This is a genomic window from Bordetella tumbae, assembly GCF_054780995.1.
On record NZ_BAAGVG010000009.1, the window covers coordinates 71,570 to 94,393 of the forward strand.

The window sequence follows — 22,824 nt, forward strand, 5'->3', positions numbered from 1 at the left end:
TGATTGATCATTTTTTGACCGGTGATCGTAAGCCTTTGTCGCGAAAGGCGATTCTCTGCTTGTCAGAAAACTGTTCAGTGGCTTGTCCACATTCTCCGGGGATAAGCTCGGGGTGTGTGGATAGTTCAGGATCAGGACGGCCTCAGAAAAGACGAAAAGAGACGGTTTTGTTGTCGTCGACGCCGTTTTGCGCGCTTTGGTCAGTGCAATGGTGTGTCCAGGCGTTGATTGGGCATTTTTTTACCAGCGCTTGTAAGTCGTTGTCGTGAAAGGTGATTCCCTGCTTGTCAGAAAACTGTTCAGTGGCTTGTCCACATTAGACGGGGATAAGCCGAGGGTGTGTGGATAGAAAAAAACGGGGGAAAGGTGTGGGCCTTTCCCCCGTTGTTGTTGTTGTTGTTGTTGTTGTCTGCCGGTATATCGTCGGCAGTGATCTGTTCCTATGCCTTGAGTTTGTTCACCCAGGCGATATAGCCATCGAGCCAGCCTTGCAGGAACTGGCGGGTACGTTCGTTGGTGATGGTGTACTGATCGTCGATCAGTCCGGCTGCATCTTGCAGAAACACTTCAGGGGTGGTGTACACGTTGACGCCCTCGGCGGCGAGGATGTTGCGCAGGTGTTGTTGGGCCATGGCCGTGCCCGCGGCGCTGGGCGAGGTGCCGAGCAAGCCGCCGGGCTTGCCGGGCCACGAGTTTTGTCCCCAGGGACGGGAGCCCCAGTCGATCGCGTTTTTCAAGGCCGCCGGTATCGACCGATTGTGCTCGGGAGTGACGAACAGCAGGCCATCGGCCTCGGCGATCAAGGCTTTCAGTTTGGCTGCCGGTGCGGGCAAATCTGTCTCAAGATCTTGGTTGAACAGGGGGATGTCACCCAGGCTGGCATATTCAAACTGGACGTCTGAGGGCGTGAGTTTTTCCAGGGCGCGAGCCAGGCGCAAATTGATAGAGGCGGCCCGCAGGCTGCCCACGAAAACCGCGATCTTGGTGTTGCTCATTGCACATGCTCCAGACGAGGGGAAAGCGCCTAGTGTAGACCTGCGTCTTTGCTGCCTCAATACACGGAACGTATATATCGGTGGCGATGAAAAGCATGTGGGGCGGACATATGTCTTGCACTATTTTGGTGCAAACGGCGTTGAGATCCATGCATGTTGGATTTGAATTGGTGCAATGCAGCAAAAGTTGCGGCCCGTGCAACGGCGGTCCCCCCGGGACGAGCGGATAAGCGCGAATTGGCATGCCATTTGCTAGGGTAATTACTAAGAGGCCGGACTCAACTGACACCGGCCCGCAAGCAGCCAGGAGTTTTGTATGTCCGCTCATGTTCCCGCACCGGTCACCATGCTGGTGACCCGCCATATTTCTCCCGAACGTTATGGGGATTTTCTGACTTGGATGCGCCAGGGTGAAATCCTGGCGGCAGGCTTTCCAGGTTTCTTGGGGTCGGGGGTATTGCAGCCTCCCGAGGGGGGCGATCAGTATCAGATCGTCTTGCGTTTTGTCGATGCTGCGAGTCTGGCTCGTTGGGAAAATTCGTTGCCGCGCCGTATGTGGCTCGAACGCGGGGCGAACCTCGTGCGCACGAGCCGTGTGCATCGGGTCAGCGGGATGGATACTTGGTTTGGTGCGGCGCGCAGCGCGCCGCCTCGTTGGAAGCAGGCCGTCAGTATCTGGTTGGCGTATTTTCCGATGCTGTTGCTGTTCAGTTTGCTGCTGAACGAGCAATTGAGTGCTTTGCCGATATTCTGGCGCGTATTGGTCACGACGGTTTGCATGACGCCCGTGCTGTCTTTTATTTGTATTCCGGTTATTACCCGCCTATTGCGCGGATGGCTGCAACCGTCTGCCAGGAATTGATCGTGAAGCGAGGTAGTTGGCCGGAGTTATCGGCTAATTCTGACAGTTAGGATAAAGAACACTGACATTAGGCTGAACATTAAACGAAAATTGTTTACACTTGCGTTTATCTCATCCGATTTCTAAGAAAGCGCGGCCACGCGGGGCGCGCTTTTTTCAACAAAGGAGATTGTTCCGATGCGCAAGTTGCTCTATGGCGCGCTGCTGATGGCCGCCCTGACGGGAGGCGCCGTCCAGGCGGCTGCCGAACCCAAGGCGGTGGTGAAAACCTATTCTGACATCGCGTTGGCGGGTTATGAGGATTCCCTCACCACGGCACAGGCCTTGCGCACGGCGATTGATGCCCTGGTCGCCAAGCCCAGCGCCGAGACGCTGAAAGCCGCGCGCACCGCATGGTTGGCGGCCCGAGTGCCGTACCAGCAAACGGAGGCGTTTCGCTTTGGCAATCCCATTGTTGATGACTGGGAAGGCAGCGTGAATGCCTGGCCGCTGGACGAAGGCCTGATCGATTACGTGGACGCGTCGTACGGTACGGAAAACGACCAGAATGCGTTCTATGCGGTCAATGTCATTGCCAATTCCAAGATCACTGTAGGCGGCAAGACGATCGACGCCAGCAAGATCACGCCCGAACTGCTGTCCGAGACGCTGCACGAGGCCGACGGTAACGAGGCCAACGTGGCGACGGGTTATCACGCCATTGAGTTTTTGTTGTGGGGACAGGATTTGAACGGCACGGGCGCAGCCCCTGCCGATCGTACCGGCACGCCGCAGGAACGCCACTCGGGCAACCGTCCGCACACGGACTTTGATCCCGCCAATTGCACGGGCGGCAATTGCGAACGCCGTATTGAATATCTCAAGGCGGTGACCGATCTGCTCGTCTCCGACCTGGAGAGCATGGTCGCTAACTGGAAATCCGACGGCGCCGCACGCAAGGCCGTCGAAGAAGATCCCAAGGCTGGCTTGATCGCCATGATGACGGGGCTGGGCAGCCTGTCGTACGGTGAGTTGGCCGGCGAGCGTATGAAGCTCGGTTTGATGCTGAACGATCCCGAAGAAGAGCACGATTGCTTCTCGGACAATACGCATAACTCGCACTATTACAACCAGATCGGTATTCGCAACGTGTATCTGGGCGACTATCAGCGCACGGACGGCAAGACGGTCACGGGTGCGAGCCTGTCTGATCTGGTGAAGGCACGCGACGCCAAGTTGGACGCAGAAATGCGCGCCAAGCTGGATGCGACGGTCGCGGCAATGCAGGCCATGCGTGATCGCGCAGAAAAAGTCGAGACTTATGACCAGATGATCGCGTCGGGCAATGCCGAGGGCAATGCGGTGGTGCAGAAAGCCATCGACAGCCTGATCGATCAGACGCGCAGTCTGGAGCGTGTAATTGCTGCTCTGGAATTGGGCGACGTCGCATTGGAAGGCTCGGATAGTCTGGACAAGCCGGAAGCCGTATTTCAGTGAACAAGCTCGCAGTTGCAATACTGACGGCGCTGGCGGCAGCCAGCGCCGTTGGCGCCTCTGACGGGCGTGATGATTTGACAGAAGAGGACCGTGCGCGGGTGGCCAAGGTCACTGCGCCGACGCGCGATTTTTCAGCACCGGAGTCATTCGAGACCTTGCCTGCCGGGGCCGGGACCACGCGCAAGATGATCAACGCAGATATCTTTTCGCATCCCTCGGCCAATCTGACGTTCGAAGGGCGTCAGGAATTCCTGGTGGGCAATGGGTTGTTTCGCAAGGACTGGGTCTCGTCGCCGTCATCGACACAGGCGTCGGATGGCCTGGGGCCTTTGTTCAATGCGCGCTCGTGCCAAGCCTGTCATACCAAGGACGGCCGAGGCACGGTGCCAGGATTCGATCCGCTCGAACGCTCGGATACGGTGGCCTTGTTGCTGCGCTTGTCGGTGCCTGCGACGACGGACGAGCAGCGTCAGCAATTGGCGTCGGGCCATTTGCCCTTTGTGCCTGAGCCGGTTTATGGCGTGCAGTTGCAGAATTTCTCGGTAGCCGGATTGCCTTCCGAAGGCAGTCTGGAAATCGAGTATGAGCCGGTGACGGTGGAACTGAATGGCGGCGAGACGGCGACGTTGATGAAGCCGACCTACCGCATCGAAAACCTGGGCTATGGCCCCATGCGCGAGGATGTACAAATATCGCCGCGTATCGCCCAGCCGATGATAGGCCTGGGACTGCTGGAGGCGATCCATCCCGCCGATATTCTGGCCAATGCGGCTGCCGATCATGGTGATGGCATCAGCGGCCGGCCCAATTGGACACGTGATCGCCGCACCGGCGAGCGTGTGTTGGGGCGCTTTAATTGGAAAGCCAGCCAGCCGACAGTAGAACAGCAAAGCGCAGCGGCATTTTCGAATGACATGGGGTTGTCTACGCCGTTGTTCCCCAGTCATTACGGCGAGTGCACCAAGGCACAAGCAGCGTGCTTCGATATGCCGCATGGTGCGCAACCGCATCTCGGCGAACACGAAGTGCCCGCCGAGCTGATGGATTTCGTGACGACGTATTCGGTGAATCTGGCTGTGCCGCAGCGGCGTGATGTCGATGACGCTCGGGTGCTGGCCGGGAAAAAATTGTTTTACGAGGCAAATTGCGTTGCCTGTCACGTGCCTAAGTATGTGACGCGGCGAGACGCGGCGCGAGAGGAGCATCGCTTTCAGTTGATCTGGCCGTATACCGACATGTTGCTGCACGATATGGGCGAGGGGCTGGCGGATCAGGTTTCCGAGGACGAAGCCAGCGGCAGCGAATGGCGCACGCCGCCCTTGTGGGGCATAGGCCTGACGCGCACCGTGAATCCCAATGCGACGTGGCTGCACGATGGCCGCGCGCGATCGCTGCTGGAGGCGGTGCTGTGGCACGGAGGCGAAGCCCAGGCTGCGCGCGACCGGGTTGTCGCGATGACGCCGGAGGAACGGGCAGACCTGATTCGATTCCTGGAGTCGCTGTGAGCGGTCCGAGAGGAGTAAGTATGTTCAAGACAAAGCAATGGATATCGGCTGCGGTCATGGCGATTGCGCCTTGGCCCGCCTTGGCGCAGGCGCCCAGCGATTTGGGCCAACGCCTGGCCGATGGTTATGCGCGGCCCGCTGTTGCCAAGCTGGCCGAACAGGCCACGCATTTGGAGCAGGCCTTAAAGACGTGGTGCGATAGCGGCGGACAACCTGATGTGAAAGGCGTGCAGCAGGCTTTTGCAGGAACGGTGCAGGCTTGGGCCGGCGTGGAGTTTTTGCGTTTCGGTCCGTTGGTGCAGGGCAATCGCTATGAGAAATTAGCGTTCTGGCCGGACACTCGCGGGGTGATGCAGCGCCAGGTCCGCGCGCTGTTGGCCGCGGCGGATCCGGCTGCAGTAGCACCGGGGGCGCTGGCCTCGCGCAGTGTGGCCATGCAAGGTCTGCCTGCATTGGAATACGTGTTGTACGACACGCCGGGTCTGGTGAAATCGGCGCCGGGCAAGGATACGGCCTATGCGTGCAGCTACGCCGTGGCTGTGGCGGGCAATGTCGCGGCTGTGTCGGGCGAGTTGCAACAAGCCTGGAGCGCCAAAGGGGAGTTTGGCCGGCAGTTCACTGCACCTGCCGCGGGCAATGATCTCTATCGCACTCAACAAGAGGTCGCCGCCGAGGCGATCAAAGCGTTATCGACCGGCCTGCAATTTGCGCGCGACGTCAAACTATTGCCTGTATTGGGCGACTCTGTGCAGGCAGCCCGCGCGCAACGCGCCGCCTTCTGGCGCAGCGAATCGACCATACCGATGCTGGCCGCAAGCGTAAAAGGGATACGTGCGTTTTACGACGCGGGGGGGTATCGCTATCCCAAGGGCGAAGAGTGGGTCGGGGTTTCGTTGACCGGTGAACTCGATCGCGCCGCGGAGGTGTTGGACAACGTGAACGAGCCGTTGCAGAAATTGTTGGCCGATGAGGCTGGCTGGCAACACCTGGCATTGGCGGGTTTGATCCTGAAAAATGCCAAAGACATTGTGGATCAGAATTTTGCGCCTGCCTTGGGCGTCACGATTGGATTTAATGCGCTCGATGGAGATTGATCGCCGCCGCTTTTTGGCCTTGGCCGCATTGGCCGGTCTGTCGCCTGCTGCGTTGCGTGCTGCTACGGGTGTATCCGAGGAAGTGGCCAGCCGTACGGGCCGTTTGGCCGCTTCCGAGGGCCCGCTGTATGTGGCCGCGCGCAAGGCTCACGGTCGTTATGAGGCCGTTGTATTAGACGTTCAGGGCCGGGATCAACTGGTTGTGCCCATGCCCGCACGCGGCCACAGCTTTGCGCTGGATCCCGCGCGAGGGCGTGCCGTGGTGTTCGGCCGCCAGCCGGGGTTTTTCGCAGTCGCTTTTCGTATAGACGGTTCGCAGTCTCCCATTGCGCTAGAGGCTGCAAGCGAGCGTCATTTTTTCGGTCACGGTGTCTATCTGCCCGATGGCAAACGTATGGTGGCAACAGAGAACGCCTACGAAGCGGGCAAAGGCGTGCTGGGCATTTACGATGCGTCGGAGGGCGGAAACTATCGCCGTATCGGTGAGTTTGAGACCGGCGGCATTGGTCCTCATGAGGTCGTCCTGTTGCCAGACGGCAAGACGCTTTGTGTGGCCAATGGCGGCATTCTGACGCATCCGGACTACGGCAAGCTGGAGCTGAATCTGGATACGATGCGCCCTTCGTTGGCGTATATCGATGCGAACGATGGACGCTTGATTGAGCGTGTCGAATTGACGCAGGACCTGCATCGTCTGTCGATTCGTCATTTGACTTTGGCGGCTGATGGCGCAGTGTGGTTCGGTTGTCAGCATATGGGGCCCGCCAGCGAACGGCCCCCGCTGGTGGGGCGGCATCGCATGGGACATGAGCCAGAGTTATTCGCGGGCCCCGAAGACGTGCTGCGCGACTGCCGCAATTACATTGGCTCGGTGGCCGCGGATCCATCAGGAAGCGTGATCGCGACCAGCAGCCCCGTAGGCAACCAGGTGGTGTACTGGGATGCGGTCAACGGCCGCGCGTTGGGGGTGACCAGCCTGTCGGATGGTTGCGGTGTGGCGCCTCTCGCACCGGGACGCTTTTTGCTCAATAGCGGCATGGGCGCGCTCGTGCAGGCAGGCCCCGGCTCATCGGCACAATCCATCCTGACGCCGTCTTCAGGTCTGTCCTGGGACAATCATTTCCGGCGTTTGTGACGGAAGCCAACAAGACTCGGCAGGGTCACCGTGATTTGATACAGTTTCCAGCTGTTTAATCATTCGGTGCACAGATAACGCTGTGTGCTGAATTTCGACCTGTTGGAAAAAGACATGCGTGAGTACTTGATGAGTCTGGAATCCCTGATGCCGCGGTTGACCGAAGGCGCGGTGAATATCGCCATGGCGCTGGTCATATTGATCCTGGGCTGGTGGATATCGTCGTTGCTCGGTAGCTGGGTGCGGCGCGCCGCAACACGATCGCCGCGTATCGATGCCACGATTGTGCCGATGTTCTACAGCGTGGTGGTGTGGACCGTGCGGATTTTCACGGTCATTGCCGTATTGGCGCGATTCGGTGTGCAAACGGCCAGCTTGATTGCGGTGCTGGGTGCCGCGGGCTTGGCCGTAGGCTTGGCGCTGCAAAATACGCTGCAGAATATTGCCGCGGGCATCATGCTGTTGATCTTGCGTCCTCTACGCACAGGTGAATATATTGCGCTGAGCACAGGTACCGAGGGGACTGTCGAAGAAGTCGGCCTTTTTTTATGCCGCCTGGTGCAGGCTGATGGCATTCATATCACGCTGCCCAATAGCGTGGTCTGGGGCGCGACCATCACCAACTACAGTCGCAACGTGACGCGTCGCCTGGATCTGCCTGTCACGATCCATTATGGCGATGACCTGGATGCTGCGATCGCGAGCCTGACCAAGATCGTCGAGTCGCATCCCTTGGTGCTGAAAGACCCCGCGCCGCTGGTCAAAGTCAGCGAATACAAAGATAACGGCACGGTGGTCAATGTCCGCATGTGGTGCGCAGCCGCGCAATACTGGGATCTGCGCTGGGGGCTGTTTCATCAGATCCGTCAGACCCTGGCCTCTGCAGGCTTCAAGGCGCCAATTCCTGTGCGCGAAATTCAAGAGCCGGCTAAATAAGCCATCCTCCCCGCGTCCCGGGGCCGGTATTGCCGGGCCCGGTTCGATGCCGTCAACTGCTGCGCAATGAGAGGCGAGCCAGCTCCGCGTGGATCCAGCCCGCGATTTCTCTTTGCCGGGGCGCTGGCATGCGGTCAATGATGGCAGTCACGCTGATCGCCAAGATGGGTGCTCCTTGGGGGTCAAGCAGGGCGCAGCCCACTCCCAGCGCACCGCGCACGGCATGGTTGCCGACAACGGCATAACCCCGCGCGCGCGTGTTTTCGATCAGGCGCAGCATCTCGTGCGGCGTCATGCCGCCATATTCATCCAGGTATCCTGAGTTGCGTTCCACAATGCTGTGTGCGACGGCGTCGGGCAGGGCGGCCAGGATCGCCATGCCGCCTGAGCCGACACCCAGAGGCTGGCGTTTGCCGGCATAAGTGGCCAGGATTTGCACAGGATAACCGCCGATTTCCCGGTGCAGGCTGACGGACTCGTCGCCTTCGCGTACCACGAGAAACACCGCGTCCCCGGTGCGTTCGGCCAAGCGTTTCAGGCTGGGCAGGGTCTGGCTGACGCGTGGGTCCGGCGTCACCGTGTCCGGCGTCGTCGCCCACTGCGCCCGGTATTTCTTGGTGCCGGGCACGGGTAGTACCAGCCCCGCGTCCAACAGCGCCGCGAGCAGACGGTAAATCGTCGGGCGCTGGATGCCCGTCAAGCGGGCTAGATCGGTAATGCTCAAGCCGCCCGCGCCGTGATCGCGCAGGGTGGCCAACACCGTCAGGCCGCGGCGCAGGGTGCGCGGGCCGGAAGAGCTCTCTGAAATCGACATGCTGCACTCGAACCTATGACCAATAACGATGGATGGGGGGCTCGTAAAGTGGCGCCCACGAAAATCGTCCGTGGTGTGGACTCTACCTTGCCGGATCGGTGTTGACTAGTGGAAAATCCGGTCGGTATTCCCAATCATAACGTCCGTACTATGGACACTTCACAGGAGACACGACATGACCACAGGTCAAAAGCCCCGTTTTCTTCGCCATGCCGCGTCGCTGCTTGCCGGTGCTCTGGGTTCGATGGCGATTGCTGCCAGCGCCCAGGCTGCCTACCCAGACAAGCCCGTGCATATTGTTGTGGGTTTCTCGGCGGGCGGTACGACTGACGTGATCGCTCGCATCATGGCCAAGGAGCTGACGCAGACGTTGGGTCAATCCTTCGTCGTAGAAAACAAGCCCGGCGCCGGCAGCAACATCGCGACTGACTACGTAAAGCGTGCGGATCCCGATGGCTACACACTGTTGTTTGTGGCCGTGACCAGCGCCATCAACCAGACGCTGTACCGCAACGTTTCGTTCGACCTGACCAAGGATTTCGTCCCGGTCGCATTGGGCGCCAAGGTCCCGAACATTCTGGTGTTGAACCCGAACGTGCCGGTGAAGTCGGTGCAAGAGTTGGTGGATTACGCCAAGGCGAATCCCGGCAAACTGGCGTTTGCTTCCTCGGGCAGCGGCACGTCGATTCACATGGCCGGCGAGCTGTTCAAGATGCGTACCGGCATCGACGTATTGCACGTGCCCTACAAAGGCAGCGCGCCGGCGGTGACCGATCTGATCGGCGGCCAAGTGCAGTTCATGTTCGACAATATGCCGTCCTCTTGGCCGCATGTGAAAGGCGGTAAGTTGAAAGCATTGGCGGTGACCACGGCCAAGCGCTCGCCCTCGGCCCCCGATCTGCCTACGATGCAGGAACTGGGCTTTGACAAATTCGACGTGTCTTCGTGGTTCGGTTTGATCGCGCCGGCAGGCACGCCGCCGGAAGTCATCGAAAAGCTCAACGCCGCCATCGTCAAGGCGCAAGACAATCCCGACGTGCAGAAAGCCTTTGAGGGCCTGGGCGCTGTGGGTGAAAAGACGACGCCTGCTCAGTTCGGCGCGTTCATCAAGTCGGAAGTCGAAGGCTGGGCGCCGGTGGTCAAGGCGTCGGGCGCACAAGTCGACTGAGGGGTGTAAGACCGGGTGGGCGTTTGACCCGGACGACCTGATAGGTCAGCAAGGAAACCCGGTATCGCGTTTCCTTGCGAGTGCTCTATTTATTCCCAGTGGCTTTCGTTTTGCGCAGCATCGCCGTGCAGACGCCGCGCAGCATGTCGACTTCGTCGCGGGTGAGGCCGCTGCGGCTGAACAGGTGCCGCATGCGCGGCATCAGTTTTTTGGGATGGGCCGGATCGAGAAACTCGATCTGGATCAAGGCTTCTTCCCAGTGTTTCAGAAAAGCCAGCACGGCCTCGCTGGGGGCGAGCGCCGCGCCCGGGTCGGCCTGTTGCGCAGTCGAAGCGGGCAGCATGGCTGCGCCTGCCGCCTGGAGCAAGGCGTACCGCAGTTCCCACGCCGCCAGTTGCAGGGCCTGGGCGACGTTCAGCGAGCTGTATTCCGGATTGGCGGGAATATGGCAAATGCGATGGCACAATGCGATTTGCGCGTTGGTCAGGCCCGCCCGCTCGGTTCCCAGCACGATGGCGGTGTCGCCCGATTCGGTGTTGGCCAGATGGTCGCTGGCCAGCTCGGCCGCCTGACGGATGTCGCAGGGTGGAGGCCCCAGGTCCCGCACGCGCGCCGTCAGGGCAAATGCCAGCGTGACCGGCGCCAGGGCTTCTTCCAGGGTGGCGCAGACCCGGGCGTGTTCGAGGACGTCCACGGCACCGCTGGCCAGGGCAATGGCCTCGGGTTGGGTGGTCATGTCCGGAAATTTCGGCTCGACCAGGACCAGATTCTGAAAGCCCATCGTCTTGATGGCACGTGCCGCCGACCCGACGTTTCCGGGGTGGCTGGGCTGTACCATGATGAACTGAACGCGTGAAAATGCTTGAGTCATTTAAAATACCCGGTTTGGCCTAGTGCCATCCTGATTTTTCGGGGCTTTGCCGCGCGATTGTGGCAGGGCCGCCCCATGTTGTTGCTCCAGGGGAAACGGCTGGTGAAGCCTGGCATTTCCCTTTGAGCCTTATTGCATACGTACGGAATTTTATGCACCCGATGCTCAATATCGCCATCAAGGCGGCCCGGCGTGCCGGCACCATCATTAATCGTGCCAGCCTGGACTTGGAACGTATCAGCGTAGCCCGCAAGGGACCGCGCGATTATGTCACGGATGTCGATCGTGCCGCCGAGGAGTCCATCGTCGAGACCCTGCACGCAGCCTATCCCGATCATGCGGTACTGGGCGAGGAATTCGGCCTGCAAGGGCCGGAGCAGGCCGAATTTCAATGGATCATCGATCCGCTGGACGGCACCACCAACTTTATCCATGGCTTGCCCAACTACGCCGTGTCGATCGCCTTGACCCAGCGTGGCCAGGTCACGCAGGCCGTGGTGTACGACCCGTCGCGCAACGAGTTGTTCACTGCCAGCCGTGGCAGCGGCACGTTCCTGAATGACCGCCGTGTGCGCGTGTCGAGCCGCACGCGTTATGCCGAGGCGTTGCTGGGCGCGCACTGGCCGCGCTCGGGCGATGCCGATGCTGGCGGCGGCCGATTCCGCCAAATGACCGAGAACTGCAGCGGCGTGCGCCGTATGGGCTCGACCGTGCTGGACCTGGCCTATGTGGCCACGGGCCGCCTGGACGGTTTCTGCGGTCTCAAGCTCAAACCCTGGGATGTGGCGGCAGGCAGCCTGCTGATCCAGGAGGCCGGCGGCCTAGTCGCCGACCTGGATGGCGAGCAAGAGTGGATGGATTCCGGCAACGTGCTCGCCGGCAGCCCCAAGATCTTTACGCAGATGCTGGCTGCCTTGCAGCCCAAGCAGGACTGAGCAGGGTATTGCACAGGCTCGGGTGCGGGCCAGCCGCTCGGACCTGAGGTCTGCATAGGCCAGGCTGAATCCCGGAGGCGCCTCGTGGTCCGATACAGGGCGCGAGGCGCTGGCCGGTGTGTGCTGTCGGGGCTTTGTCACGTTGCTAAGGCCCCGTATCGCGGGGATTGGCCCCATGCTGGGGCAAATCCGCCGCCCGATTTTTCCTCATCTGCCGGCATGTTGCCGGCAAGTCGCGCCATTTCCATGTACGATTGGCGGTTCCAAAACTTTCGGAGCTCTTGATGGAGTGGCTGCAGGACCCCGCCGCGTGGGTCGGCCTGCTTACCCTGGTCGTTCTTGAAATCGTCCTGGGGATCGATAACCTCATTTTCATTGCCATTCTGGCTGACAAGCTGCCCCCCGCGCAGCGCGACCGCGCGCGTATCGTGGGTCTGTCCTTGGCGCTGCTGATGCGTCTGGGCCTGTTGTCCGTCATGTCGTGGCTGGTCACTCTCACTGCTCCACTGTTTTCTGTCGGGCCGCTGACGTTCTCGGGTCGAGATTTGATCCTGATGGTGGGCGGCCTGTTCCTGCTGTTCAAAGGAACCCTCGAACTCCACGAACGCATCGAAGGCAAAGCCGCTGAGGTGTCCGGGCCGCGCGTTTACGCCAGTTTCTGGGTCATCGTGACGCAGATCGTGGTGCTGGACGCCGTGTTCTCGTTGGACTCGGTCATTACTGCCGTAGGGATGGTGGATCATCTGGCCATCATGATGATGGCGGTGACCATTGCGATTGGCGTGATGCTGATTGCTTCCAAGCCGCTGACGCGTTTCGTCAATGCGCACCCCACCGTGGTGGTGTTGTGTTTGGGCTTCTTGCTGATGATCGGTTTTTCGCTGCTGGCCGAAAGCTTTGGCTTCAAGGTGCCCAAGGGCTATCTATACGCTGCGATCGGCTTCTCGGTGGCGATCGAGGCGCTGAACCAGGTGGCGCGCCGCAATCTGTTGCGCCTGGATGCGACCCGCCCGATGCGCGACCGTACGGCCAGCGCCGTGCTGCGCATGCTGGGCAAGCGCCCGCCGGCCGAAAGCGACGATACCGCGATCGCGCGCCCGGACCGGCCCGACACGCCGGCCTTTGGCGTCGAAGAGCGCAACATGGTCAGTGGCGTATTGACGCTGGCCGAGCGATCGATACGCTCCATCATGACGCCGCGCACCGATTTGTCATGGATCAATATTGATGACGACGCGCAGACCATACGCACGCAGTTGACCGAGGCGCCTCACAGCTTTTTCCCAGTGTGCCGCGGCTCGCTCGATGAGGTCATCGGGATTGGCCGCGCCAAAGACCTGGTTGCAGATCTGATTACCGACGGCCATATTCGTCGTAACCGTTTGCGTGATCCGATCATCGTGCACGAATCTATTGGTATCCTGCGCTTGATGGACACGCTGAAGCGCTCGCGCGGGCAACTGGTGCTGGTGGCAGACGAGTTCGGTGCGATCGAGGGCCTGGTCACGCCGATCGATGTTTTCGAGGCGATTGCCGGCGAGTTCCCAGATGAGGACGAACTGCCCGACATCACGCCGCTGGAGGACAACGTCTGGAAAATCGACGGCGCTGCCGACCTGCATCATGTCGAGCAAGTGCTGGAAACCGAAGGGCTGCTCGACGATGCGCAAGACTATTCCACGCTGGCGGGCTATTTGTTGGCGCGTTTTGGCCATTTGCCGCGGCCTGGCGATAGTTGCGAATACGAAGACCTGCATTATCGTTTCCGCTTCGAGGTGATGGAGCTCGATGGCCGCCGCATCGCTTCGGTGCGCGTTGAGCGCATGTATCTGATGCCGTCTGAGGCCGATGCCGATGGCGATAGTTAATTAATCTTTTTTTCTACGCACACTGTGACCGATAGCACGCTATACCTGATCAAGGCTTTCTTCCTCGGCATCATCGAAGGGCTGACCGAGTTCATCCCAGTCTCCAGCACAGGCCACTTGATCGTCATCGGTGACTTGATCAATTTCACCTCGAGTTCCGGCAAGGTGTTCGAGGTGGTGATCCAACTGGGATCGATCCTGGCGGTGATGTGGGTATTCCGGGCGCGCTTGTGGCAACTGATCCGTGGCACGCTGACGGGTGTGCCCGTTGAAGTCGCGTTTACTCGCAACCTGCTGTTGGCTTTCTTGCCGGCTGCAGTGATCGGGGCGATTTTCATCAAGACTATCAAAAGCGTGTTCTATCACCCCGGCGTGGTCGCAGTGACACTGGTGTTGGGCGGCCTCGTCATGTTGTGGGTAGAGCGCCGCACGCACCATACACCTGGCGATGTGCCGGGGGCGGCCGATGATTCTGCCTCGGATGAGCGTGCCACGGCCCGCACGCTGGAGCAAATTACGTGGAAGCAGGCGATCGGCGTCGGCGTTGCACAGTGCGTCGCGATGATCCCTGGTGTGTCTCGTTCAGGTGCGACGATTATCGGCGGGATGATTGCCGGTATTCAACGCAAGACGGCAACGGAATTTTCGTTCTTTCTCGCCATGCCCACGATGCTGGGAGCTGCGGTCTATGACATGTACCGCAATATCGATTTACTGAGCAGCCATGATTTGTCGGCCATTGCGGTGGGCTTCGTCGCGGCCTTCTTGAGTGCGCTGGTGGTAGTGCGGGCGGTCCTGCGCTTTGTGGCTAACCACACCTATCGCGTGTTTGCCTGGTACCGGATTGCACTGGGCATTGTGGTGGCTATTTGGCTTACGACGCATGCCTGATGTGGCGGCCCTTCAGCTGCAGGCCTGAAATAAAAAACGCTGGATTCGCGATATCGTGAATCCAGCGTTTTTTTCAGGCCCTTGCCCAGAGTCAGGCAGCGATCAGGCGATATCCAGATCGTAAGGCGTGATGCCGTCGCGGTCGATCACCAGCCAGCCGCCACGCGGCGGATTGGCATGATCGCATTCCCAGTCGGGCAGCACCCAGCGTTCGCGGCGGCGTCCATCGACTTCCAGGACATGCCGGGCGGGACGATGGGTGTGGCCGTGCACCAGGATATCGATGTCGGCCTCGCGAAAGGCCTGCTCGATCGCTTGCGCGTTCACGTCCATGATCTCGGCGGATTTCATTTGATTCGCCGATTGGCTTTCACCGCGCGCCTGTTGCGCCATGGCCATCCGTTCGGGAATGGTCTTGGCCAGAAACTGGGTCTGCCACTGCGGATTGCGCACCATGGTCCGAAACTGCTGGTAGGCCGCATCGTCCGTACAGTACTCATCGCCGTGGGTCAGCAGGATACGGCCAAAGTCCGTTTCCAACAGGGCGGGCTCGGGCAGCAAGTGCGCGCCCAGCGCATTGGCCAGATCGGCGCCCATCAAGAAATCGCGGTTGCCGCGTCCCAGCCAGACTGGAATGCGGGCCGCCGTGCGTTGCAGCCCTTGGAGTGCTGCCGCCAGCCAAGGCGGCGCGATCTTGACGACATCGTCGCCGATCCAGGCGTCAAAAATGTCGCCAGGCAAGAGCAGGGCGGCGGCTTCGTCTGCCGCCGTATCCAGAAACCCCAGAAATGCCTCGGCCGTGGCCGGCGTGGCCGGCCCCAGGTGCACATCCGAAGCCAGCCAGACAGGGCCCTGCAATGTGACCTTATTCAAGGACTTCGGCCTTTTCGATGACCACGTCCTCGGTCGGCACGTTTTGGTGGAAGCCACTGTTGCCGGTTTTTACGCCTTTGATCTTGTCGACGATCTCGGTGCCTTCGGTGACTTTGCCGAACACGGCGTAGCCCCAGCCATTAGGCGTGGGGGCGGTGAAGTTCAGGAAGTCGTTGTTCGACACATTGATGAAGAACTGAGCCGTAGCCGAATGCGGATCGCTGGTACGCGCCATGGCCAGGGTGTACTTGTCGTTCTTCAGGCCATTGTTGGCCTCGTTTTCGATCGGGGCTTGCGTGGGTTTTTGCTTGAGACCGGCTTCGAAGCCGCCGCCCTGGATCATGAAACCGTCAATGACGCGGTGGAAAATCGTGCCGTTGTAAAAACCGCTCTTGACGTAGCTCAGGAAATTTTCCACGGTCTTGGGGGCTTTTTCCGCATCCAGGGTAATCACGATATCGCCCTGATTGGTTTGCAGTTTGACGCGGGGAGAGGTGCTCATGGGTTGGGTGCCTTCTTTGGAGGAGGGGGTTGATGGGGTTGCTGCCTGGGCGCTCGCGGCTGCCGGCACGATCGCCAGGGCAACACTGCAGGCCGCTAAACGCAGCAAATGTAGAGGAGAGTAGCGCGAAATCATCTGTGTTGGCTTTCCTTCAGCATGTTTTCGATTTCACGTGCCTTGGCGTTCATGCCAGGCACGCCCTGGTTCGCAGCATTACGGTAGGTACGCAGCGCCATCATGAGTTGAATGTCTCCCATGTTGGCGCGTGCGGCTGGGTAATTTGGGTCGGCGCGCAGCGCCATTTCGAGGGCATCGTGTGCCCGGTCCAGTTCGCCTTGCTGCGCATACAGCGCAGCCAGATTGTTCCAGGGTTCGGGCAATTCTGGAAATCGGGTCGTCATCTCGGTGTAGAGGCTCACTGCTTCGGACGTACGCCCCAGTGCCGCCAGCGCGCGCGCATGCTGGAACATGAGCTGCACATCGGTGCCACGCTGGTCTTTGATGGCGGCCTCGCGCTGTTCGATCATCGCGAGGGCTTCTTCGTTCTTGCCGTCATTGAGCAGGCGCTCAATATGCGTCGTGATCTGGGACGGCGTCGGGTCCAGGCGTGTGTCCACGCCCGGTTTCAGGGCTTCGAGCAGATTGGCCAGGCCCTTCCAGCCGCCCTCGGGGCGTGGGGGATCCAGCTTGGTGCGCGTCTCCATGTCGTTGTAGGGCAGGTTGCCACCTCCGCCCATGGCCTGCCCGAAAGCGGCGCCGCCGGGCAGGGCCACCAGCGGCAGGATCAGCATGGTTATACGGAAAAGGCGGTTTAGGGTCACTGTGGTATCCGTTAAAAATGGAGACGCGTTGGGCGCGTAACGAGGCCGCTTGCTATACTTGACGACCGCCATTTTAGCCCCGGTTGCGTTCGTCGTTTATCCGCCGATGTTTCGCCTGCCGGCACCGACCGCTCCGCGGGACTTGCACCGCAATCTATCGAGGCCTGTTCAAGCGTCATGCTGCACATCTACAACACGTTATCGCGTACGAAAGAACCCTTCAAGCCGGCTCAGCCCGGCCAAGTGCGCATGTACGTGTGTGGCATGACCGTGTACGACTATTGCCATCTGGGCCATGCCCGCATGCTGGTGGCTTTCGATGTGGTGCAGCGCTGGCTGCGTGCCAGCGGTTTGGCGGTCGACTACGTGCGCAACATCACCGATATCGACGACAAAATCATTCGCCGGGCGGTCGAGACCGGGCGGAGAATCGGCGAGGTTACCGAGTACTACATCGCCGCCATGCATGCCGATGAGCGCGCCCTGGGGGTACAGCCTCCCGACCGTGAGCCGCGGGCCACCCAATATGTGGGCGATATGCTCGACATCATAGGCAAGCTCGAGCAAAACGGCCTGGCCTATCGGGCCGATGACGGCGACGTGAATTACGCGGTGCGCGGCTTTGCCGGCTATGGCAAGCTCTCGGGCAAGGCCCTGGACGACTTGCGCGCCGGCGAGCGCGTGGCCGTAGGCTCGGCCAAACGCGATCCCCTGGATTTCGTCCTCTGGAAGGCCGCCAAGCCCGACGAGCCCGAAGACACCAAATGGCCGTCTCCCTATGGCCTGGGCCGTCCCGGCTGGCACATCGAGTGCTCCGCCATGAGCAAGGCCCTGTTGGGCTTGCCCCTGGACATCCATGGTGGCGGTCCCGACCTGAAATTCCCGCACCACGAGAACGAAATCGCCCAGACCGAGGGCGCATTCGGCGGCACCTTGGCCAACATCTGGATGCATTGTGGTCCGCTGATGGTCGATTCGGACAAAATGTCCAAGTCCCTGGGCAATTTCCGTACCATCCGCCAGACTATCGCCCAGGGCGAGGCTGCCGCTGACCAGGCCGATTACGCGGTCAATCTGCGCGAAGCCGAAATGTTGCGTTTCTTTATCGTGCGCAATCACTATCGCAGCCCGCAAAACTACGCGCCGGACAACCTGGTCGATGCGCAAAACGCCTTGGATCGTCTCTATCAGGCGCTGCTGAACGTCGCGCCCGACGACAGTGCGGTGGATTGGAATACCCCGCAGGCGCAGGCCTTCAAGGCTGCGATGGATGACGATTTCAATACCTCGGGCGCGTTGGCGGCATTGTTCGAGCTGGCCTCCGATGCCAATCGCACCCGTGACGCGCACGCTGCCGGCCAGCTCAAGGCGCTGGCCGCGGTGCTGGGGCTGCTGCAACAGGACCCGGCCAGCTACTTTCAATGCACCACCCGCTATTCGGCGACCAGCCTGGCACAGGGGGGCGCTGCCGCCACCAACGAGTTGGACGCCGAGCAGATCGATGCCCTGATCGCTGCGCGCGCGGCAGCCAAACAGGCACGCGACTACGCTGAGGCCGACCGGATCCGCGCCCAGTTGCGCGAGGCCGGCATCGAGCTCGATGACAAACCCGGTGGTATCACCCAATGGCGCCGCGCCTGAGGAACCCGCACTGTCATGTCTAGCGCAGATATCGCCATCGCCAAGCCCGACTACTGGGAAGAAGCCGTCGCCCACCTGATGCGGCGCGATCGCATTCTCAAGAAAATCATTCCGCAGCACAGTGAAACCTGGCTGACGTCGCGCGGCTCGCCGTTTATCACGCTGGCGCGCGCCATCCTCGGCCAGCAGATTTCCAGCAAAGCCGCGGATACACTATGGCAGCGGTTTCTGGATACCGTCGGCAAGCGCCCCACGCCGGGCAGTGTGCTCAACATTGGCGTACAGGGCTTGCGGCAAGCCGGCCTGCCGCAACGCAAGTGTGAATACGTACAAGATTTAGCCGCGCATTTTGGCGAACGCCGTGTGCACCCGGAAAAATGGGCCGCCATGGACGACGAAAGCGTGGTATCAGAATTGGTCGCCATTCGTGGCATCGGCCGCTGGACGGCCGAGATGTTTCTGATCTTTCATTTGCAGCGACCCGATGTGCTGCCGCTGGACGATCTGGGATTGCTCAAGGCAATCTCGTTACACTACTTCAGCGGAGAGCCTGTCTCGCGCTTCGAGGCCCGAGAGGTCTCGTCGGCGTGGCAGCCTTGGCGTACCGTGGCGACCTGGTACCTGTGGCGCAGTCTGGAGCCTCATACGGCTCTGAACTAACGCACCACCTGGCACCCAATAACGGAAACCCTACTTCATGCGCAATACCTTCCTTGAATTTGAACAACCGCTGGCCGAGCTCGAGAACAAAATCGAGCAGCTGCGCTACGTCCAGGCCGATTCTGCCGTCGACATTTCTGACGAGATCGGCCGGCTGCAGCAAAAAAGCCAGACGCTGGCCAAGGAAATCTACGGCAAATTGACGCCGTGGCAAACCGCCCTGGTGGCCCGGCATCCGCAGCGCCCCTATACCCTGGACTATGTCCGGGAGATCTTCACCGACTACCACGAACTGCACGGCGACCGCATGTTTGCCGATGACCAGTCCATTGTCGGTGGCCTGGCGCGCTTTAACGGCGAATCCTGCATGATCATCGGCCACCAAAAGGGCCGTGACACCAAAGAACGCGCCGCACGCAATTTCGGCATGCCGCGTCCCGAAGGCTATCGCAAGGCCCTGCGCCTGATGCGCCTGGCCGAAAAATTCAAGCTGCCGATCTTCACGTTTGTCGACACCCCGGGCGCGTACCCCGGCGTCGGTGCCGAGGAACGCGGCCAATCCGAAGCCATCGGGCACAACCTGTATGCCATGGCCGAACTCAAAGTTCCGGTCATCACGACCATCATCGGCGAGGGCGGCTCCGGCGGCGCCTTGGCGATCGCCGTCGGCAACGCCGTGCTGATGCTGCAATACGCCACCTACTCGGTGATTTCGCCCGAAGGCTGCGCCTCCATCCTGTGGCGCAGTGCGGACAAGGCCTCCGAGGCTGCCGAGGCCCTGGCCATCACCGCGCCGCGCCTGAAAGACCTGGGCCTGATCGATCGCGTGGTCAACGAGCCCGTGGGCGGCGCTCATCGCGACCCCCGTGTCATGGCACGTCTGCTGCGCCGCGCACTGGGCGACGCCCTGCGCCAGTTCCGCGGCATGACAGCCGAACAACTGGTCGACCAACGCGTGCAACGCCTGCTGTCGTACGGCAAATTCCAAGAAGTCCGCAACTGAGACTGCCGTGTTCCCCAGCCCTGATTTGACCGCAGCCCTGCGCAAAGTATGGCAGGGCGTGGCAAATCCGGCGGTGCGTCTCGCCGTCGCCACCAGCGGCGGCGCAGATTCCGCGATGCTTGCCGCACATGCTGCCGCTCTGGCACGCGAGTCCGGCACGGAAATCATCCTGTTCCATGTCCACCACGGCCTGCAGACGGCCGCCGATGGCTGGGCCGATCACGTCCAGGCCTTGGGACGCATCCTGGGCGTACCCGTTGCTACCGCACACGCTCAGGTTGACGCCACTACCGGCCTGGGCATCGAAGCCGCCGCTCGCGATGCGCGCTACGCTTCGTTAGCTGAACTGGCGCATCAACACGACGTCCAGCACATCCTGCTGGCTCATCACCAGAACGACCAGGCCGAAACCGTCCTGCTGCGCCTATTGCGCGGCACGGGCCCCGACGGCATGGCCGCCATGGCACCCGCCATGCAGCGCGACGGCATCACCTACCATCGCCCCTGGCTGAACCAAAGCCGCGCCAGCATCCTGCAATCCGCCCTAGCATTCGCCGAACAGCACGATTGGCATGCCGTCCAGGACCCCACCAACGCGGACCCTCGTTACACCCGTGCAGCCGTTCGCGAGTTGTTATCCCCAGTTCTGGACGCCCGCTGGCCCGGCTGGCAAGCCCGCCTGGCCAGCCACGCACGCCACGCTGCCGAGACAACCGCCATCCTCGAAGAGGTCGCACAAAACGACTTGGCCACCTTGGATCTCTCGCCCGACGGCAAGAGTTTTTCCCTGGCCCAATGGCGCAGCCTGCCACCCGCCCGGCAATCATTGGTGCTACGTCATTGGTTGCGCTTGAATGGCGCCCGCATGCCCACCGAAGCCCGCATGGCAGACCTGCTACGCCAACTGCGCCAACTACACAGCCTCGGCCACGACCGCCAGATGCAAGTCGCCCACGCCCAGCACGTCATCCATTGCCACCGCGGCCGAGTCCGGATCGAGCCTCGCAGCGAGGCATAAACCTCATACCCAACCACAGGCGAGGCACCCTTATAAAGAAAAAGGGAATAAGCACGCGTTCCAAAAAAACGATGTGCTCAACAAAGGGTTTCACCGCCCGCAGCATGCCTCCATCGCGAGTACCGGCGGCGTGTCTGAGGCGGCGCTGGCCCGTTGAGTCCGCCGAGCCAGTCTCATCAGGCGGGGGGCAGTCGGCTGGGCATGTTTGAGTGGAGCGCAGCGGAGCGAGTTTGCCCAGCCGCCCCGCCTGATGAGACTGGCGAAGGGCAGTCTGGCCGCGCAGGCGGCCAGACCGGGCGATAGGGCCAGCGCCGCCTCAGACACGCCGCCGGTACGTCTAAATAGAGATAATCTGAACGCTCAACACCCCCAGAATTCACCCACCCCTGCGCAAATTTTCACCACGCGTTAAAATACTCAGCTTTGCCTGCCCAGCAGTGGCAGGTTTCCAGCCAGAGTACGAGATGTCCCTGATCGTTCACAAATACGGCGGTACCTCGATGGGCTCAGTCGAGCGCATCCGCAACGTCGCCCGCCGCGTTGCCAAATGGCATGCCGCTGGCCACCAAGTGGTCGTCGTGCCGTCGGCCATGGCCGGCGAAACCAACCGCCTGCTGGGCCTGGCCCGCGAAATCGCGCCCCAGCCCGACCCCCGCGAACTCGATATGATTGCCGCCACTGGCGAACAAGCCAGCAGCGGCCTGCTCGCCATCGCCCTGCAAGCCGAAGGCGTCGCCGCCCGTAGTTATACAGGTTGGCAGGTGCCGGTCCGCACCGACTCGTCCTTCAGCAAGGCGCGCATCACCTCCATCGAAGACGCCCGCATCCGTGCTGACCTCGATGCTGGCCGTGTCGTCATTGTGACGGGGTTCCAGGGCATCGATCCCGAGGGGCATATCACCACGCTCGGCCGTGGTGGCTCGGACACCTCGGCCGTGGCCGTCGCTGCTGCCCTCAAGGCAGACGAATGCCTGATCTACACCGATGTCGATGGCGTCTACACCACCGACCCGCGCGTCGTCCCGCAGGCACGCCGCATGTCCGTCGTGTCCTTCGAAGAAATGCTCGAAATGGCCTCGCTGGGCTCCAAGGTACTGCAGATCCGCTCGGTGGAATTCGCCGGCAAGTACCGCGTCCCCACCCGAGTGCTGTCCTCGCTGACCGACCCGCTTATCCCGCTCGAAGAAGAAATGACTTCGGGCACGCTGATTACTTTTGAGGAAGACGAAAAAATGGAAGCCGCCGTTGTCTCCGGCATCGCCTTCAGCCGCGACGAAGCCAAGATCACCCTGTTGGCCGTGCCCGACACCCCGGGCGTAGCCTTCTCCATCCTGGGCCCTGTCGCCGCTGCCAACATCGACGTCGACATGATCGTGCAAAACCAGTCCGTCGCTGGCACGACCGATTTCTCGTTCACAGTCAACCGTAACGAGTTCCAACGCACCATCGAACTGCTCCAGCGCGAAGTCGTACCCGCGGTCAAGGCACGCGAGCTGGTCACCGATGACAAAGTCGCCAAAGTCTCCATCGTCGGTATCGGCATGCGTTCGCACGTCGGCGTTGCCAGCCTGATGTTCCAGACCCTGTCGCAAGAGGGCATCAACATCCAGATGATCAGCACCAGCGAAATCAAGACCTCGGTGGTCATCGATGACAAATACATGGAGCTGGCCGTCCGTTCGCTGCACAAGGCCTTTGGCCTGGACCAAGTGCCTGCGGAAAAAGTCTGAGTCCGCGCAGATTTTTGGCGTGCGCC

At 60.9% G+C, this 22,824-nt stretch carries 21 protein-coding genes; 15 read left to right on the forward strand and 6 right to left on the reverse strand.

Annotated elements, in window-relative coordinates:
• Positions 1 to 440 precede the first annotated feature (440 nt).
• Entirely contained in the window at positions 441 to 995 is a 555-nt protein-coding gene (locus ACYVI2_RS06845) for an NADPH-dependent FMN reductase (protein ID WP_415820494.1), read from the reverse strand.
• 316 nt (positions 996 to 1,311) lie between these two features.
• Here ACYVI2_RS06845 and ACYVI2_RS06850 point away from each other — a divergent pair, with 316 nt between their 5' ends.
• The 6 genes from ACYVI2_RS06850 (at position 1,312) to ACYVI2_RS06875 (ending at position 8,003) form a co-directional block, all read left to right on the forward strand.
• Positions 1,312 to 1,857 carry an antibiotic biosynthesis monooxygenase gene (locus ACYVI2_RS06850; RefSeq protein WP_460490281.1) on the forward strand — a complete coding sequence of 182 codons (546 nt, stop codon included), beginning with the start codon at positions 1,312 to 1,314 and terminating at the stop codon, positions 1,855 to 1,857.
• Between the two features lie 177 nt (positions 1,858 to 2,034).
• Positions 2,035 to 3,333, forward strand: coding sequence for an imelysin family protein (locus tag ACYVI2_RS06855; protein WP_415820493.1), 1,299 nt, complete (start codon positions 2,035 to 2,037; stop codon positions 3,331 to 3,333).
• Positions 3,330 to 4,838 carry a di-heme oxidoreductase family protein gene (locus tag ACYVI2_RS06860; RefSeq protein WP_415820492.1) on the forward strand — a complete coding sequence of 503 codons (1,509 nt, stop codon included), beginning with the start codon at positions 3,330 to 3,332 and terminating at the stop codon, positions 4,836 to 4,838. Before ACYVI2_RS06855 ends, ACYVI2_RS06860 begins: the two co-directional genes overlap by 4 nt.
• Before the next feature lie 20 nt (positions 4,839 to 4,858).
• Entirely contained in the window at positions 4,859 to 5,932 is a 1,074-nt protein-coding gene (locus ACYVI2_RS06865; protein WP_415820491.1) for an imelysin family protein, read from the forward strand.
• Entirely contained in the window at positions 5,922 to 7,067 is a 1,146-nt protein-coding gene (locus ACYVI2_RS06870) for a DUF1513 domain-containing protein (protein ID WP_415820490.1), read from the forward strand. Before ACYVI2_RS06865 ends, ACYVI2_RS06870 begins: the two co-directional genes overlap by 11 nt.
• A 114-nt stretch (positions 7,068 to 7,181) precedes the next feature.
• The gene (locus tag ACYVI2_RS06875) at positions 7,182 to 8,003 is read left to right on the forward strand and encodes a mechanosensitive ion channel family protein (RefSeq protein WP_415820489.1); all 822 of its coding nucleotides are present in this window, start codon (positions 7,182 to 7,184) and stop codon (positions 8,001 to 8,003) included.
• Positions 8,004 to 8,055: 52 nt separating this feature from the next.
• Here ACYVI2_RS06875 and ACYVI2_RS06880 read toward each other — a convergent pair whose 3' ends face one another.
• Entirely contained in the window at positions 8,056 to 8,817 is a 762-nt protein-coding gene (locus ACYVI2_RS06880) for an IclR family transcriptional regulator (protein WP_415820488.1), read from the reverse strand.
• A 175-nt stretch (positions 8,818 to 8,992) separates the two neighbouring features.
• Here ACYVI2_RS06880 and ACYVI2_RS06885 point away from each other — a divergent pair, with 175 nt between their 5' ends.
• Positions 8,993 to 9,985 (forward strand): Bug family tripartite tricarboxylate transporter substrate binding protein, encoded by a 993-nt coding sequence (locus tag ACYVI2_RS06885; RefSeq protein WP_415820487.1) that lies wholly within the window; start codon positions 8,993 to 8,995, stop codon positions 9,983 to 9,985.
• 85 nt (positions 9,986 to 10,070) lie between these two features.
• Here the strand turns inward: ACYVI2_RS06885 and ACYVI2_RS06890 are convergent, their stop codons facing one another.
• Positions 10,071 to 10,856 (reverse strand): RNA methyltransferase, encoded by a 786-nt coding sequence (locus ACYVI2_RS06890; RefSeq protein ID WP_415820486.1) that lies wholly within the window; start codon positions 10,854 to 10,856, stop codon positions 10,071 to 10,073.
• Positions 10,857 to 11,008: 152 nt separating this feature from the next.
• Here ACYVI2_RS06890 and ACYVI2_RS06895 point away from each other — a divergent pair, with 152 nt between their 5' ends.
• The 3 genes from ACYVI2_RS06895 (at position 11,009) to ACYVI2_RS06905 (ending at position 14,550) form a co-directional block, all read left to right on the forward strand.
• The gene (locus tag ACYVI2_RS06895) at positions 11,009 to 11,791 is read left to right on the forward strand and encodes an inositol monophosphatase family protein (RefSeq protein WP_415820485.1); all 783 of its coding nucleotides are present in this window, start codon (positions 11,009 to 11,011) and stop codon (positions 11,789 to 11,791) included.
• 284 nt (positions 11,792 to 12,075) lie between these two features.
• Positions 12,076 to 13,659 (forward strand): TerC family protein, encoded by a 1,584-nt coding sequence (locus ACYVI2_RS06900; RefSeq protein WP_415820484.1) that lies wholly within the window; start codon positions 12,076 to 12,078, stop codon positions 13,657 to 13,659.
• Positions 13,660 to 13,683: 24 nt separating this feature from the next.
• Positions 13,684 to 14,550, forward strand: coding sequence for an undecaprenyl-diphosphate phosphatase (locus ACYVI2_RS06905; protein ID WP_415820483.1), 867 nt, complete (start codon positions 13,684 to 13,686; stop codon positions 14,548 to 14,550).
• A gap of 102 nt (positions 14,551 to 14,652) precedes the next feature.
• Here the strand turns inward: ACYVI2_RS06905 and ACYVI2_RS06910 are convergent, their stop codons facing one another.
• The 3 genes from ACYVI2_RS06910 to ACYVI2_RS06920 form a co-directional block, all read right to left on the reverse strand.
• Complete coding sequence (locus ACYVI2_RS06910; RefSeq protein WP_415820482.1) at positions 14,653 to 15,423, reverse strand: UDP-2,3-diacylglucosamine diphosphatase; 771 nt, start codon at positions 15,421 to 15,423, stop codon at positions 14,653 to 14,655.
• The gene (locus tag ACYVI2_RS06915; protein ID WP_415820481.1) at positions 15,416 to 15,925 is read right to left on the reverse strand and encodes a peptidylprolyl isomerase; all 510 of its coding nucleotides are present in this window, start codon (positions 15,923 to 15,925) and stop codon (positions 15,416 to 15,418) included. Before ACYVI2_RS06915 ends, ACYVI2_RS06910 begins: the two co-directional genes overlap by 8 nt.
• 131 nt (positions 15,926 to 16,056) lie before the next feature.
• Positions 16,057 to 16,662 (reverse strand): tetratricopeptide repeat protein, encoded by a 606-nt coding sequence (locus ACYVI2_RS06920; protein ID WP_415820557.1) that lies wholly within the window; start codon positions 16,660 to 16,662, stop codon positions 16,057 to 16,059.
• Between the two features lie 261 nt (positions 16,663 to 16,923).
• Between ACYVI2_RS06920 and cysS the strand changes: the two genes are divergently transcribed.
• The 5 genes from cysS to ACYVI2_RS06945 all read left to right on the forward strand — a co-directional run bounded on the left by cysS (position 16,924) and on the right by ACYVI2_RS06945 (position 22,798).
• A complete protein-coding gene (cysS, locus tag ACYVI2_RS06925; RefSeq protein ID WP_415820480.1) occupies positions 16,924 to 18,387 on the forward strand; it encodes a cysteine--tRNA ligase in 1,464 nt (487 codons plus the stop codon).
• A 15-nt stretch (positions 18,388 to 18,402) separates the two neighbouring features.
• On the forward strand, positions 18,403 to 19,047 hold the full coding sequence (locus ACYVI2_RS06930) for a DNA-3-methyladenine glycosylase family protein (RefSeq protein ID WP_415820479.1): 645 nt from the start codon (positions 18,403 to 18,405) through the stop codon (positions 19,045 to 19,047).
• A 37-nt stretch (positions 19,048 to 19,084) separates the two neighbouring features.
• The gene (locus tag ACYVI2_RS06935; RefSeq protein ID WP_415820478.1) at positions 19,085 to 20,050 is read left to right on the forward strand and encodes an acetyl-CoA carboxylase carboxyltransferase subunit alpha; all 966 of its coding nucleotides are present in this window, start codon (positions 19,085 to 19,087) and stop codon (positions 20,048 to 20,050) included.
• Positions 20,051 to 20,075: 25 nt separating this feature from the next.
• On the forward strand, positions 20,076 to 21,068 hold the full coding sequence (tilS, locus tag ACYVI2_RS06940) for a tRNA lysidine(34) synthetase TilS (RefSeq protein ID WP_415820556.1): 993 nt from the start codon (positions 20,076 to 20,078) through the stop codon (positions 21,066 to 21,068).
• Positions 21,069 to 21,532: 464 nt separating this feature from the next.
• On the forward strand, positions 21,533 to 22,798 hold the full coding sequence (locus ACYVI2_RS06945; RefSeq protein WP_415821698.1) for an aspartate kinase: 1,266 nt from the start codon (positions 21,533 to 21,535) through the stop codon (positions 22,796 to 22,798).
• The last annotated feature ends 26 nt before the right edge of the window (positions 22,799 to 22,824 follow it).

What these genes read in the sequence shown, in the direction of transcription:
- ACYVI2_RS06945 (WP_415821698.1), top strand. Translation starts at nt 21,533, where the DNA reads ATGTCCCTGATCGTTCACAAATACGGCGGTACCTCGATGGGCTCAGTC.
- ACYVI2_RS06850 (WP_460490281.1), top strand. Translation starts at nt 1,312, where the DNA reads ATGTCCGCTCATGTTCCCGCACCGGTCACCATGCTGGTGACCCGCCAT.
- ACYVI2_RS06930 (WP_415820479.1), top strand. Translation starts at nt 18,403, where the DNA reads ATGTCTAGCGCAGATATCGCCATCGCCAAGCCCGACTACTGGGAAGAA.
- ACYVI2_RS06845 (WP_415820494.1), bottom strand. Translation starts at nt 995, where the DNA reads ATGAGCAACACCAAGATCGCGGTTTTCGTGGGCAGCCTGCGGGCCGCC.
- ACYVI2_RS06900 (WP_415820484.1), top strand. Translation starts at nt 12,076, where the DNA reads ATGGAGTGGCTGCAGGACCCCGCCGCGTGGGTCGGCCTGCTTACCCTG.
- ACYVI2_RS06865 (WP_415820491.1), top strand. Translation starts at nt 4,859, where the DNA reads ATGTTCAAGACAAAGCAATGGATATCGGCTGCGGTCATGGCGATTGCG.
- cysS (WP_415820480.1), top strand. Translation starts at nt 16,924, where the DNA reads ATGCTGCACATCTACAACACGTTATCGCGTACGAAAGAACCCTTCAAG.
- ACYVI2_RS06935 (WP_415820478.1), top strand. Translation starts at nt 19,085, where the DNA reads ATGCGCAATACCTTCCTTGAATTTGAACAACCGCTGGCCGAGCTCGAG.
- ACYVI2_RS06885 (WP_415820487.1), top strand. Translation starts at nt 8,993, where the DNA reads ATGACCACAGGTCAAAAGCCCCGTTTTCTTCGCCATGCCGCGTCGCTG.
- ACYVI2_RS06880 (WP_415820488.1), bottom strand. Translation starts at nt 8,817, where the DNA reads ATGTCGATTTCAGAGAGCTCTTCCGGCCCGCGCACCCTGCGCCGCGGC.
- ACYVI2_RS06915 (WP_415820481.1), bottom strand. Translation starts at nt 15,925, where the DNA reads ATGAGCACCTCTCCCCGCGTCAAACTGCAAACCAATCAGGGCGATATC.
- ACYVI2_RS06870 (WP_415820490.1), top strand. Translation starts at nt 5,922, where the DNA reads ATGGAGATTGATCGCCGCCGCTTTTTGGCCTTGGCCGCATTGGCCGGT.
- ACYVI2_RS06895 (WP_415820485.1), top strand. Translation starts at nt 11,009, where the DNA reads ATGCACCCGATGCTCAATATCGCCATCAAGGCGGCCCGGCGTGCCGGC.
- ACYVI2_RS06875 (WP_415820489.1), top strand. Translation starts at nt 7,182, where the DNA reads ATGCGTGAGTACTTGATGAGTCTGGAATCCCTGATGCCGCGGTTGACC.
- ACYVI2_RS06890 (WP_415820486.1), bottom strand. Translation starts at nt 10,856, where the DNA reads ATGACTCAAGCATTTTCACGCGTTCAGTTCATCATGGTACAGCCCAGC.
- ACYVI2_RS06855 (WP_415820493.1), top strand. Translation starts at nt 2,035, where the DNA reads ATGCGCAAGTTGCTCTATGGCGCGCTGCTGATGGCCGCCCTGACGGGA.
- ACYVI2_RS06920 (WP_415820557.1), bottom strand. Translation starts at nt 16,662, where the DNA reads ATGGGCGGAGGTGGCAACCTGCCCTACAACGACATGGAGACGCGCACC.